Annotated in this window: 9 protein-coding genes and 1 pseudogene; 4 read left to right on the forward strand and 6 right to left on the reverse strand. The window is 63.4% G+C overall.

The annotated features are described in order from the left end of the window. Both EIO58_RS18560 and EIO58_RS18565 read left to right on the forward strand, forming a co-directional pair. A pseudogene (locus EIO58_RS18560) lies at window positions 1–387 on the forward strand (hypothetical protein); the annotation flags it as partial. Then, window positions 384–830: a single-stranded DNA-binding protein gene (locus tag EIO58_RS18565; protein ID WP_164861459.1), complete on the forward strand. Its 447-nt coding sequence runs from the start codon at window positions 384–386 to the stop codon at window positions 828–830. The pseudogene EIO58_RS18560 and the gene EIO58_RS18565, both read left to right, overlap by 4 nt. Before the next feature lie 562 nt (window positions 831–1,392). On the opposite strand, the gene EIO58_RS00970 is transcribed toward EIO58_RS18565, so the two are convergent. Next, the gene (locus EIO58_RS00970; protein WP_127817832.1) at window positions 1,393–2,517 is read right to left on the reverse strand and encodes a hypothetical protein; all 1,125 of its coding nucleotides are present in this window, start codon (window positions 2,515–2,517) and stop codon (window positions 1,393–1,395) included. A gap of 371 nt (window positions 2,518–2,888) precedes the next feature. Between EIO58_RS00970 and EIO58_RS00975 the strand changes: the two genes are divergently transcribed. Then, window positions 2,889–4,385 carry a hypothetical protein gene (locus tag EIO58_RS00975; RefSeq protein WP_127817833.1) on the forward strand — a complete coding sequence of 499 codons (1,497 nt, stop codon included), beginning with the start codon at window positions 2,889–2,891 and terminating at the stop codon, window positions 4,383–4,385. Between the two features lie 207 nt (window positions 4,386–4,592). Here EIO58_RS00975 and EIO58_RS00980 read toward each other — a convergent pair whose 3' ends face one another. After that, on the reverse strand, window positions 4,593–4,853 hold the full coding sequence (locus tag EIO58_RS00980; protein ID WP_127817834.1) for a hypothetical protein: 261 nt from the start codon (window positions 4,851–4,853) through the stop codon (window positions 4,593–4,595). A gap of 114 nt (window positions 4,854–4,967) precedes the next feature. On the opposite strand from EIO58_RS00980, the gene EIO58_RS00985 reads away from it, so the two are divergent. Further along, the gene (locus tag EIO58_RS00985) at window positions 4,968–5,237 is read left to right on the forward strand and encodes a hypothetical protein (protein ID WP_240658512.1); all 270 of its coding nucleotides are present in this window, start codon (window positions 4,968–4,970) and stop codon (window positions 5,235–5,237) included. 42 nt (window positions 5,238–5,279) lie between these two features. Here EIO58_RS00985 and EIO58_RS00990 read toward each other — a convergent pair whose 3' ends face one another. The 4 genes from EIO58_RS00990 to EIO58_RS01005 all read right to left on the reverse strand — a co-directional run bounded on the left by EIO58_RS00990 (window position 5,280) and on the right by EIO58_RS01005 (window position 13,196). Further along, a complete protein-coding gene (locus tag EIO58_RS00990) occupies window positions 5,280–6,368 on the reverse strand; it encodes a TY-Chap2 family putative peptide chaperone (protein WP_127817835.1) in 1,089 nt (362 codons plus the stop codon). A 61-nt stretch (window positions 6,369–6,429) separates the two neighbouring features. Next, window positions 6,430–9,441, reverse strand: coding sequence for an AAA family ATPase (locus tag EIO58_RS00995; protein WP_240658513.1), 3,012 nt, complete (start codon window positions 9,439–9,441; stop codon window positions 6,430–6,432). A gap of 87 nt (window positions 9,442–9,528) precedes the next feature. Further along, window positions 9,529–11,934 carry a DEAD/DEAH box helicase gene (locus EIO58_RS01000; protein ID WP_164861461.1) on the reverse strand — a complete coding sequence of 802 codons (2,406 nt, stop codon included), beginning with the start codon at window positions 11,932–11,934 and terminating at the stop codon, window positions 9,529–9,531. Continuing rightward, entirely contained in the window at window positions 11,934–13,196 is a 1,263-nt protein-coding gene (locus tag EIO58_RS01005; protein WP_127817837.1) for a hypothetical protein, read from the reverse strand. The genes EIO58_RS01000 and EIO58_RS01005 overlap by 1 nt, the downstream gene beginning before the upstream one ends. Window positions 13,197–13,246 lie beyond the last annotated feature (50 nt).

The raw sequence follows: 13,246 nt of genomic DNA on the forward strand, positions 1-13,246 counted from the left end.
CCGGAGGACGCGAGCGCGGAGTGGACGGCGTTGCGCGAATGGGTCGAGTGGTTCACGGTGCGCTACAACGTGGCGGTCAGCGTCGTTCCGGCGTGCTGGTGGAAGCACGGCGCGCTCGTCGAGGAGCTCTCGGCGCTCCACGTCGCCCATGTCGCATCGTTCGATCCGAGCGACAGCGGGGTGGGGCCGATCGCATGGCACGAACGCCTCTCGCTCGCGCGCACCCGGCTCCAGCACGCGGGAGCCGGATGCTCCAGCGGTCACTTCGAACTCAAGCCCCGCTCGTGGGATGCCGTCACCGACGAAGCGGAATGGAACGCGTGGATCACCCAGAGCCACGCCGGTCGAGACACAGCCGTGTCTCACGAACGAGAGGAAGAAGAATGACCACCAGGATCCCGGTCACCATCGAGGGCAACCTCACCAGTGACCCTGAACACGGTGCCAGTGAGTCGGGCAATGAGTACGCCCGCTTCACCGTCGCCGTCAACGATCGCCGCCTCAACGAGACGACGAACCGGTGGGAGGACGCCGGCACGGTGTTCCACCGCGTCGTCGTGTTCAACCAGCAGGCCCGCCACGTGGCGAGCTCGCTCCGCAAAGGCGACTCGGTGATCGTCGCCGGTGACCTCCGCTTCGGCACCTACACCGACAAGGAGACGGGCAACACGCGCGAAACCCGCGACGTCGTCGCCGACAGCGTCGGCGCCTCACTCAAGTTCGCGAGCGTCGCGGTCCAGCGCGCCCCAAAAGCCACGAGCCCCGGAGCTGACGCTTCGGGGCCGGTGGCGACGCCGGTCTCGTACACCGGCGCCGGGGTTACTCGCTGACCCATCGCAACAGGAGAGCGGCGTGGGAGTTATCGTACTCCCACGCCGCTTTCGCGGATGCGCTGCTCAGCTCACCGATTCCGGCTCGATCCCGGCGGACTCCGCCCGCGCTGCGATTAGAATCTCGCGCATCTGCTGGACGACGTTGCGACGAGTGCTTCGTCCGCCAAGAGCGGATCGAGCTCGATCGGTACCCACAAGTTGCCTCCATCAAGTCGCAGGTACGGGCCATATCGAGGGAGATCGCCGAGCAGCTCGCGAATCCGCTTTACCGCGACCCCTTCGCCAGTGCGCTTGTTGAATCGGATCCACATCGGAGTCAGTCCCTCGGAGGCAAAGCCGCTGTGCAAACCGACTGAGAAATAGGTGCCCGGGACAGGGCCAGCGGCCTTGAGGTAGTAGTTCGGAGCAAACGCAACATCTCGTCTACCAACCTGTGGTCCGCGCACGACTCCGAGCGCGTCCGCCAGCAGTTGAGTCGAGGCGTCCACTAGCGCCACCAAGGCGACAAGTCGCCAATGCACTCCTTAGGCAGGTACGGGACTAGCGAGTGTGGTCTGACTCAGTCGCCGCGTACGGACCTAGCCGTGGAGACTTGAGGCTCGGTTGGGGCACGCGAAGCGCCGTTGCTTGCGATCTCCGCCTCCTCGGCCTTACGACGTTCGTCCTCCCGTTCCTCGTCGTACTCCGCTTTGAGTTCCCTGTACCGGAGTTCCCCTTGCAGTACCGCGCTCCTCATCGCTGGAGTCGTTGCCGCCCCGCGGAGCACCAGGAGATTGAGAATTCGGCCCCGTTCTTCGGACTGGTCGGCGGAGTAGCGAAACAGAAGGATCAGTCCAGCGAGCCCCACGACGACGCCTATTGCCGGATTGAATAGAACGCCCAACAGTATGCCGAAAGCAATTATGGGAAAGGACACCGCTAGGCGGACGAGCCTTTCGCTTCGCTCACGGTCGAGTTCGAGGAACAACTTCTCGTCCAGTACGCGGAGTGAGTCCAAGGCGTCGGACCCGAGTTCGCTGTGCAATGCGGCTACGGTATCGGGACTCGCGCTGGCCCCCCGAAAGAACGGGTCTTGGCTGCGGGACATGCCGTCCTTAAGCACCGCCCCGTCGAACGCTTCCGATGTGATGCGCTGGATGACGGCACCCTCAGCGGTGAGTTCAGTCGAGCGTCGTTTTCCGACTGCTGCCACGGCGGCCTTGCTCTGCGGTGTATAGATGCGGCGCAACCTCCCGAGAAAACCTGAGAAGTACACGTGGCTGGCTTCGGTGGCCTTGAGCTTCTGCTCCTCGAAGGCTCTGTTGCTTCGCGGGCCACCCGCCCCGCTGTCGATTTTCTCGATTGCACTCGTAGCGTCACGCCGCTGCAGTTCGAGCTGCTTCCTCCGTGACCGCACCCAGAATTGCCAGTCCCGAACCTCGCCAACCTTTTTTCCGAATCGGCCAACGAGGTTCGCGATCGGATCAGTCAACGCAAGGGCCGCGACTCCAATAAGAAATGCTCCGACCCCCACCACTACGGCGATCCCCGCAACGCCGACGGCATCTAGGACACTGTAGGCCTGCGCAATCCAGCCAGTCGCCTCATCGGGGCTGGGAAATTGATTAGCTAGCAGTACCCACGCGAACAACCCCCACAGGACCCCAGCGAATAGGGGTGGCCTGAGACTGCGAAGCCCCGGCATGATGCCTTCCACAAACGCTGACAACATCGTGGCCCCCCGGGTCATCGCACTTGGCCCCACAGGATACACGGGCGCTTGCGCCCGCTTGACTCGAATCTGCAACGTAACTCATAACGCATCGCAGGCTCCGGTGGCAACAGATCGCGCAGCGATCCCGCGGCAGCAGAATGACACTGTTGTGATTTTCTGTATGACTGTCAGAACCCGACGCCTCAATTTCCGGGAAGGTATCAGTACCGCGCGCTCGAATCGGGATCCGTCCATCTGTTGGAGGGCAAGTCGTCATCTCCTGTCCCTAACGCGGAGGGGCACTCTCACTACGGTGGTGCCCCGTCTGATGCCGACTGGGGGTAGCGATGTCCGTGCACGGAGTGACGATCGGGACCCATCCCGCCCTGCTCGAGCTGTTCGACGCGCTCGCCCGAGAAGGCGGGCTCATCGACAGCGGACCCACCTGGGTGAGTTTCTTGTCCGCCGACGCCGAGATCCTGGCAACCATCAACGATGGGGGCGCGCGCGTACGCATCCGTGCCTATCTGCTCAATAACGATGAGCGCGTGCCCTCGGACGAGGAGGTCCTCGCCTGGGTCGCCGCCCAACCGCGGCCAGCTGCGGGTGCGGTCGAGGCATTCTTGGAGGAGTACGACGACGGATCCGAGCGACTGGTCCCGCGTCTTGTCTTCGAGCGGCCCATCGCCGGCTTCACCGTCGATCACATCGAGAACGTCATCTTCGACTATGCAGAAGCGTGGGAGGGACGAACGATCGCGCCCGAGCGACGTCCGGCTGCTTTCGAGACGGGTGATCCTACGAAGCTTACGCCGCGGAATGCATGGGTACTGATTGGGGATGACGCGTCGTTCCCGTCCGAAGACGAACTCACGGAGGCTCGCAAGGATGCTCAGTTCGGCATCTTCGAGACGCTCTGGACTGCGCCCAAGCACGGCGAGCTCGGAGACCTCGCACTGGTGTACTTCGTCGGCAAGCGCAAGGCCGCATGCTTCGTGGCCCGTCTCGCTTCGCGCCCGTTCTGGCGCACGGATATCGAGGTCACCGCCGACCACATTGTCAACGACCACCAGTGGTGGGTCTACCTCACACCCCTCGTTGAGATCGAGCCCATCCCGTTCCGGAAGCTGGCGGCTGCCAACGGAGGCTTTCTGGTGCTTCGAGGCCGATCTGGCCACTACGCAGGTCCGGCGATGATCGAAGCGTTGACGCTCGTCGCCGCTCGTCCAGCGCAACAGTCTGAACTTCGCGAAGTGGCCGTGGCACCCCGCGGTCTTGCAGAGCTTCCCGACCCGACGATGCTGACGTTTTCGGACTGGCGGAGAATCCCGAACGGGCTCCTTCCGTTAGAGGCACTGGTCTCTGAGCACGTCGTCAAGCCCTTGATCCGATTCATTGGCGAAGTCGAGCGGTTCCCGCGAATTGTTCCCACCATGAAGGCGGAGTACAGGACGAGAAACGGAGTGGTGGACTTCGTGGTTTGCGCTGCCGACATCCCACTGCTCGCGGTCGAGGTCAAACTCGCCACGCGCCGGCCGATATCGACGCTCTGGGCCGACTCGCCGGACATTCAACAACTCTGGCGCTATATGGACGCCCTCGAAGTCCCAGGCTTGCTGATCGATGCGCACGGCATCCTCGTCGTGCCGCGTTGCGGTGAAGATCCGGATCTCGAGATCGTCCGCGCGGATGCAACGTACTCGGACCTCAGAGCATTGCAGGAGTTGCTCTTCGTTGAGGCCCATGAGGCGTTCGGCGGAACAGGAGGCATTCCCGGCGGCGCGCTCGGTTTCCCGGAACCCGCCTATGGAGGAGTTGCTGCTGCCCCAGCGTTGCGACGGATCGCGAGAAGGGGCTAACCCGCGCCGAGCAGGTGGCGGGCGCGGGCTCGCCAAATGGCCGCGAATCCGGAGACTGTCGACCCGTGACGCCGCACGGGGATGGTCGAGGAGGCTCCACCCGGCCCCCGCCCGCGAAATCAGTTTCGACGACGCAGAGCGCACCGGCACCGGAAATGAGCGCGGGCGCGACGTCGTCGGGGCGTGGCGGAGACGAGCCCGGTCCCGCTACACGTACGTTCGGTGCACGTGCCACTCGGTCTCGGCCTTGAACACATCGAAGACGACAGAGGTGCCGTCATCGTCGGTCGCCTGGAATCGCCAGCCGTACATCCCGACGGCCGCCCTGGGCTCGCGCTCCCAGATCGAGCCGCGCAGTCTCGTCGGAATGTCGGTGACGCGCCAGCGACGGCCGGCGAAGAACATCCGATCGGGGATGTCGTCAGTCATCCATAGGGTGAGTTCGTGTTCCACGGCGGCGTCCGTCATGACATCCAAGAATAGAACGTCTCTTCGATAATGACTAGAGTGGACTGTCTCACCGGATGAAAGGATGTCCGGACCGTGGGCACTAACAAGCGGTACGCGGCACACTACGACCGGATGATGGACGCGCGGATCTTGCAGCGCATTGCCGACGATTTCCCACTTCAGACGCTGACGCCGCAGGAGTTGCAGAAGGACACCCTCCCGGTCACCCGAGATCCGCAGCCGAAACCGTGCAGGGCGTGGGTGCGGTTCGGTCCGCACGCGGTGCTTGTGGACGCCGTCGTTGTGGCGTGGAACGACGTCGCGTGCGGAGTCGAGTTCAGCATCGGCGAGAAGCGGTGTCGCTGCTGGGTATGGGCGAACGCCATCGCCCCCGTCGGCTAGGGCGGCGCGCGCCGGGAAACCCGCTGAACTGAAGCAGCGCGTCTAAAGCCACGGGTTCAGGAGTTCGGTCGTCATCGGGATAAGACGTCGCCCTGCCTTGTCGTAGTCGGCCATCAAGTCGCGGGGCGTCGTGCCGGCGAAGTAGACCCGCCCCTCCATCGACACCATCGCCACCGTCTGATTTCCTCGCAGGAGCGCCCAATAGTGGCTTTGCGGCTCACCGTGTATGCCGAGTCTTGGGATTCCGACCGAATCCGCGATGGCGGCGGGGAACTTGTCTATCAGCCCTCGTGGCGACGCGTAGTCGGAACTGTCGAGGAACTCGTTCCGCACATCCCACTGGTGCCGGTCGTTCAGCAACATAGTCAACGCCGACGCGAAGAACCGGTAGACGAGCGACTTCTCCGTCGTCGCTGGTGCACTGGGTGGGGCGCCCCAGCCCGTCACGGACTCGAGTCGCTTGATCACCGTGTGCGGGTTCGGCACCTCAAGGGCCCCGGACCAATCGGAGACGACCACCGCTGCTTCTTCGCCGGTGTGGACCTGGATCGTTCCGACACGATTGAGCATCACGCGGGGGCCCTGGTGACGAGGGTTTGGCGAGAACTGGTCGGGCATTGCGACACACAAGACGTCGTACTGCCCGCCGCCGGGATGCATTTCGTACACCATGAGGTCCGGGTGCCGGCGCACAAGTTCTGAAGCGATCCACCACGATTGCGCAACGGCGATCCTGCTCGCTCCCCAACCCATTGCCGCGGCGTCCGCGTCTCCCGCGACCGGTGCTGATCGATCAGCGTGCGGAGCATGCGAATGGATCTGGTCGACGAGCGCGCGATACTCCGCATGAACCTCGTCGTAGATCGCGGCGGCATCAGGAGAACCGAAGTCGAAGAGAAGCCCGTGGTCGAAGAGTTCCCAATTCGGGGAGCTGTGTGCCTTGTAGATCACCCACTCTTCCAGAGACGCGACGGGGCGCTCCATGAGCGCCTTGCGAGCGCGTGAGGCGTACTTCTCACGTTCCGGAGTGTAGAAGGCAGAGGCATCGAGTCCATCGATGATCCAGATACCCACCGGTTCGAGCGGCAAACCCGTGACGGTCCGCGCTTTGTGAATCGCAACGATCGTCAATGTCGCCTCCGCCGCCAGTTTGACCCCGCTGACACAGTAGCGCTCCAATTGACCGAGACAGTCAGGGACGAATCATCGCGCCGCGATCACTTTCCGACTCAATGATCGGCGCTGCCGCGGCCAAACGACCACGAGCGGCACCAGGTGCGACGTCTGCCGCCTCCCAACGTCGCATCAAGTCTTTGTACCGACTCACGTCCGACATGTAGCGCGTAGCCAAGCTGTCCCGCAATCCGACTACGCGATCGTGCTCAGCAGTCCAGGCTGCCCGACCGTGAACTCGGGCTTCTTCGCTGGCGAGGTGGGCATCGAGGTCACGGAGCGTCTTCCGGATTGCGCGTAGCGCCGAGTCCATGGAAGCAAGGTTCTCGGTCACCCTATCCAGAGTTACGCGCGCCGCCCTCCCTAGCTCCCTCCGCGCGGCGCGCATCGAGTCCTCGATCGTCACCTCGACCACCCCGCGCATCATGCTGTCCGCGATCTGCTCGCGCGCGGCATCCGGGGTCCGTGCGATCGCGATGGCCTCATTGTGCAGCCGCCCTCGCGTCATACCGACGTATAGGCCGGAGGCATCGACCGCAGGGCCGACGATCGACGCATCCGTCGTCTCACCCTGAATCCCGTGCACCGTCGACGCGTACGCGAGATGCACGTGCTCGGCCGCGTAATCGAGCGAGACCCTGCGCACGTCGCCGCTGTCGCCGAGCGCGACAAGCGCGAGAGCGTCCGTTCCGATCCGCCGGATCGTCCAGAGCGCGCGGTTCTCCACATCCGTCGCCCTATCGTTTAGCCGCGTCTGCACAACGTCGCCTTCGAGCAGGCGCTGCTCCCCCTGTCCAACGGCGAGACGGACCTGGCTCAGCTGTCCGAGTTCGATTCTCCGTTCCTGGATCGCCTCGTTGATTGCGTCCGCCTCGTCATTCGTGCTGGTGACGAGCGCGACTCGCTTGCGGGAGGCCGCCCAGCGGAAGTACGCCTCGACCATCACATCGCGGGCGTGCGCGGCATCCGTCACTCGATGAATGTGGCCTCGCTGGTCGAGGTCCACTGCGACCGCGAGGGCGTGATCCTTGGATGCCGGTTCCCGCATGCGCAGCGTGAGCGCGGCGTAGCTCGGATCCCGGAAGCGATGCACGGCCGTCAACTCGACGACCGCAGTAGCGCGACGAGTCATGCACGCCATCGCGCCAGCGTGGCCGACCGGCATCGCCTGCAGGTGATCGCCGACCATCGCGATGCCCGCGCCCGATTCAGCCGCGATCGTCGCGAGAGCGTTAGCGGTGTGGAGGTCGACCATGCCTGCCTCGTCGACGACGACTCGATCGCCGCGCCGAAGGTTGAACCGACGCGGACCGGCGTAGACCCGTCCGGTGTGCGGATCGATTTCACCTACCTCGAGGCGCGACCACACCTCGGCGCCGGCCTCGTTACGACTCCATCTCCACCCGTGGTCAGCGAGCAGAGCGTGCAGACTTGACGCCGGAGCCCCGATCTCCCGGCCTGCGACCGAAGCCGCCTTCTTGGTCGGAGCGACAACAACAAGCTGGCGGCGTTGCAACTCGAGCGCGAGACGGGCGACGCGCAGCATCGTCGTCTTCCCAGCGCCCGCCGGGCCCGTTACAGCGACGAGCCGATCGGTTCCCCCTATCGCTGCGGCAGCTGCGGCTTGTGCCTCGTCGAGGCTGAGTTCGGAATCCAAGACTCGGTCCGCGATGTCGAGGATCGTCGACCGCCGCAGCGACACACCCGCGCAGGTGATCGCGTCGAACCGCGCAGCGAGTTCGATCTTGAGCCCCGCCGTTGACGACGCCATGAACGCCTTTATGTGTTTCGGCCGCTCTTCCCCCTCCTCAAGCAGATCAACCGTGTGCGCGAGACTTCTCGCCAGCACGTCGTCGATCAGTTCTTGCAGATCCTCACGGCGGGCGGCGACACCAGATGCCGCGACCGCCCGCGTTGCACCGGCCCGCACGTCGTAGCTGCTGAACCGTCCCCCGCACGCAGTCGAGCGGGTGTCGGCATCTACGATGGCGCGAGCCGCGAGCAACTCGCGATCGATATCTGCGATCGCCACCGCGCTGTGCCGCACTGCCGGGCGCGTGCTCAGGATGTCCGCGTCGATCGCACGAAGCTCGTCGCAGATGAGCTCCGCCCATTCCGACTCGTCCACGACGCCGGCCTTGTTCGGGCGATTCTTCGCCCACGCCAGCCGGTCGATGTGCTGCAGCACGTCGTGGTTGGGATGCTGTCCCGGATGCGCCTGCCGCCAGTCGAGCAGCAGCTTGGCGCGGTTCGCCTCGATCTGGTTGGAGCGCCGCGAGAGCGGACGCACGGCGTGCGTGAGCTGTGCGATCTCGCCGTGATCGCCGAGCGTGTAGCCGTTGCGGGCGAGCGCCGCGATCCACTCCGGATCCGTGCGCGCCGCGAGCTCGCCCTCGGCGTTGATGAGGGTGTGCAGCTTCATCGCGACCCGCGAGTCGACGTTCGACCACTTGCCGTCCTGCCCCAACACCTTGACGTTGAGCCAGAGGTGACGGTGAACATGTGGGTCGAGCGCACGCGAACGGCGGTGCCGCAGCTCGACGACTTCAATCTGCTGGAGAGATTCCCGGATGCAGCCGCCGGCCCCGCGCCGAGCGTTGAGCTCGCGTTGCCAGGTCATGATGATGCGTGTGCGGAGCCGGTCTTGTAGCGCCTCGAATTCTGCTGCAAGGTCGGCGTTGATGAGTGCTGCGATGCTGTACGACTTAGGCGCGTTGATCGTGCCGTCGAGGATGAGGTCAGCATTCGGAGACCTCAGCTCGCGGCCGCGCGGGTCGTTGGTCAACGGGTCGTGGCCGTCGACCCAGCGCCGGAGCCCTTCAGCGTCGAGCGGGTCGGTGACGATAGTGCCGTCTTGGACAGTAAAGCGGGTGACGTGCGCGGCGTCGACGGCGCTGTAATCGGCGAGGGCGTCGGCTCCCGTCGCCATGCGCAGGTGCGAGTCGCAACTCCCCTTGAACGCGTAGGCCATCGCCTGCCGAACGCCTTGCGAATCGACACCCCGCTTCCAGCGCTCGAGGCCACCGCGCATGGGTTCAGAGTACGCCGCTCAGGTCTAACTAGCGAGTGCTTACACAGAAAGTGCCTGCGTGCATTGCTATTCGCAATTGACGCCTGCTCACTCGCGTCGCGGCGACATCGCCTCTATCGGGGCATCAGTACTTGATAATCGGAGGCGAGCGAGGTCGAGCGCCTGCGTCTCCCAGGTGGAAGCAGGAAGGAACTGGGCAAAGTGGTCAACCACGACGGCTGCCACCGGCACCGCCGGCAGCCCGCTACGCCAGGCATGAACCACTGCAAGATGATCCGCGAGCGACGTGCCACTCAGCCGATCCAGCAGGTCTCCTCGCGCGGCTCGCGTCCACACCGCCTGGCTGTCGCTCAGAAGGTAAGCAATAGAGCCCGCCAGGGGGAGCCGCACGCGGAGTGCGACAGCCCATGCGCGGGGCTCTGCAACATAGGCGGAGATGACATCATCACGATTGACCGCGTCCTCCAGGAACCTCTGAAGTTCGACGGGAACCGATGGGCGATAGCGCAACGTGGCATAACGCAGCCACGTTGTATGAGTACCGACTCGGTAAGGCCGCGATGCTCGCCCTGGGTAGTCGCGACCATGGATCTCTTTGCGCGCGTACTCGGCCGCGTTGATCAGATCCATGTAGGACTTCCAAATGCTGCCGGGCGCCGAGTCAGGGACGAGGGAGCGACCTAGGTACTGCTGAGCTTCCCGGATGTCCTCTTGACGAAGCGAAAGGTCATTGAAGATGTTTACGAATCGTGCGGACTCGTCACCGTCCACGAGAATGGCGTTCCACGATGCCAACTGCGAGAAACTGGACACCGCGCCATAGAAGTTGATTCCCGCGAACATGACGCGAACATCCGTGCCAACTTCCACAGCGAGGAGCTGATCACTGATGCGCTTCCTGACAGGATCCGGGACGTTGGCTTCATCGAGGAGCCGCTCAACTTGCACACTGAGTTCGCGCACATCGGCGTACTCGAGGTCAACGAGTTCCGGACGAAGTTCGTCGGAGATCTCTTGATACAGCCATCGCTGGTCGAAGTAGTACTGGAGGGCGGACTCCCGGAGTTGAACTACGTGAGCACGCCGCTTCCCAGGCGCCCAGCGGAGTGCGCGGCCCGCCACCTGCATCAAATGCGCAATGCTAGTTGACGGGTAGGTCACAACCGCAGCGTCAATCGAGGGATCGTCATACCCTTCGCCGACGAGGCTTGCTGTGGCGATCAGAATGCCGGAGGGACTACCTGCACTCTCATCAAGCGCGTCGGACGCGTCGAGCGCCCCATAGCTGTTCCGCCCTCCATGCACGAACGCCACATCCTCAACAGCGAGTGGGTGACCAGGGCGGGCGTCCAACAGCTCCACCACTGCCTCATGAAGGCGCTCCGCCCGGTCCTGCATCGAAACTGCCACTAGCACCTTGCCGAAGTCCTGCTCGGTGCGGTCGAGCAGATAGTCCGCGAGTTCTGTCAGACCTTCGGAGGTGGACCAATCGAGGCCAGTCATGTCGAGCGGTGGATCGAACACTGGCTCGATGACGCAGTTCCGCTCGAACAATTCGCGGTAGGTGATGGCGAACGCGACATGGTCGATGCCGATGGGCAGGTTGTCGGCCCGAACTGGGGTGGCAGTGAGTAGTAGTGCCGGAGCCTCCGATGTGAAGATGGCCTCGTAAGACGGGGCCGCCGCATGGTGTGCCTCGTCGACGACGATGATGCTGACTTCGCCCTGCAGTTCCTGAAGGGTTCCCGCAAGGTCACCGATCATGACGAACTTTATCCGCGATTCGAAGATCGCTGCTGCGTCATCTGGGAGGTGGCCTCGCTCCTTCAGCAACTGTTGCAGGCTCCGGCGAGCCTGCCTCGCCAGCCCGCGACGGTGCGTGACCCAGATAGCCGTCTTGCCAGCTTGATCGTTTCGGGCGAGTCGCTCGAGGATTACGCGCAGACCGAGACGAGTCTTTCCACCACCGGTAGGAACGATGAGTCCAACACGGCGCTCCGGTTCGCTCGAAACGGCATCAAGAACGCGCGATACAGCGACATCCTGCCAAGACCAGTCAGGCGCCCCCGACGAGAACTCCGCGGTCCCCGAGACAGGCTCCGCTAGCCGGGAAGGGAGTGATCGACGGACAACGGCCGCGGGGACTCCGAGGCTGGCGGAAAGCGTGGAAACTAGATCTTCACCCGAGGGCACAGCAGACGCCGCAGCAGCGATACGCTCATCCAGATCGACATAGCCTGCGGCATTAGATGCGTTACCGGCATCGAGACCAGCGAGGCCTGCCTCCAGTGCTCCGAGAGTGACGTCGGTGATAGTTCGCGACACGTCCTCCGCGAGCAGTCCATGAATGCGATTGGGGTAGATCCGTTGCCCCGATACGGCCGATAGTTCCTCAGCGAGTGCGTTGACGCTGCCGTAGCCCCTCAGATGGGTCACGAGGTCGTCGACTACACGTTGAACACGTTCCTCGGAAAGATGGTGCCGCTTGGCCACTACGCCCCCGTCGCGTCGATCATCTTGATGAACATGTCCGACTGATCGCGCAGACGCTCCAATTGAACCCGCAGAGCCGTCCCCTCGGTGGCGAGCTTCTCCGCCGTGAGTTCAGCAAGCCTCTTGAGAAGGTCGTCAATAATCGCTTGCGGCTTGCGCTTCGCCTTGTGGCTAAGCCACTCCGCCTCGATCTCCGCCATCGGGCGCGCAGTGTCCGGAGCAGCTACATCGAAGTTCGCCGCGAAGTCCGTGCCGTTCTGCTGGTCGTACTTGTGCATGTCGTCCCAGACCTTCACATTCTCGTGCCTAAAGAAGACATTGGGGTTATCGTCTGCCGATCGACCGCGTGGCATCTTGAAGGTCCAGTCGAACAGCACCTTCTCACTCTCAGGACTGAGGTGGCGGTCGTCCTCCCCGAGGCCGAGCTGTTCACGGATCCACGGCTTACGACTGATCAGTTCGAACAGGTAGTAGTCCGTCTTCGAGAACGACTCACCCTCGGGCAGTTCATCCTCGTACTCAGCCTTGAAATGTCCAAACCAACTCGCGGCCTTGAGTTGCCGCTTCAGCGATGTCGCAGTGAGCGACGCTTCCCCTGCGACGAGGCGGATCACGGCAGCGTCCCAGAACCTGCCAGTGTCCGCTCCGTGCTTGTCTTCGAAGAGCTGCTCATAACGCTCGAGCAACCAGAGGTCCTCAGCGTAGTTGCCCCAGCCCTTGGCGCCGATGATGTGCCGCACAGCGAGGATGCGCGGCAACTTCCTCAGCAACTCATCCGCTGAGTCAGCATCGATCGGCACAACTGTCAGTTCGTCGGTATCTGCCTTTATCTGGCGGATCTGAGCGACCAAATTGCGCTGAACCTTGAGTTCCTCCGCAGGGTAAGTGGATGCGCGCTTCTCCATCCGCTCGAGCTTCTTAACCTGCTTGTCCAGTTCGACGGTTCTGATCTTGTAGAGCGAAAGCAGTCGTCGATTTCCCTCGACCACGACATGCCGCCCCAGGCCGTCGTCTGGGTGATCCCAAGTGATGATGTTGTCGATGGGCATCCACCCCTGGCCCAGGACTGCCTGAATGACCTCATCAGTCTCGAAGCTTGGTTCGCCGAGCACAGTCATGATCTGCGTGCGCAGCCCTTCGTCGAACAACTTTTCCGCATCGTGGTAGCCGGGCTTCTCCGCGACGGCGAGACGTGGGTTATTCGGATCCGGAAACAGGTCATCGAAGGGAACCTTGATATCCGGCAGAAGGTAGTTCTCCACAGTAAGCCTCCGAGATCGGCGCGAGTGAACAGGCAGGCTGTTCTATATCT

The organism is Microbacterium sp. CPCC 204701, assembly GCF_004010105.1.
In the GTDB taxonomy this organism is placed as follows: domain Bacteria; phylum Actinomycetota; class Actinomycetes; order Actinomycetales; family Microbacteriaceae; genus Microbacterium.

Bases quoted from the DNA above. Each gene is read 5' to 3' on its own strand.
- EIO58_RS18565 (WP_164861459.1), top strand. From the start codon at position 384: ATGACCACCAGGATCCCGGTCACCATCGAGGGCAACCTCACCAGTGAC.
- EIO58_RS00970 (WP_127817832.1), bottom strand. From the start codon at position 2,517: ATGCCGGGGCTTCGCAGTCTCAGGCCACCCCTATTCGCTGGGGTCCTG.
- EIO58_RS00985 (WP_240658512.1), top strand. From the start codon at position 4,968: ATGATGGACGCGCGGATCTTGCAGCGCATTGCCGACGATTTCCCACTT.
- EIO58_RS00980 (WP_127817834.1), bottom strand. From the start codon at position 4,853: ATGACGGACGCCGCCGTGGAACACGAACTCACCCTATGGATGACTGAC.
- EIO58_RS00995 (WP_240658513.1), bottom strand. From the start codon at position 9,441: ATGCGCGGTGGCCTCGAGCGCTGGAAGCGGGGTGTCGATTCGCAAGGC.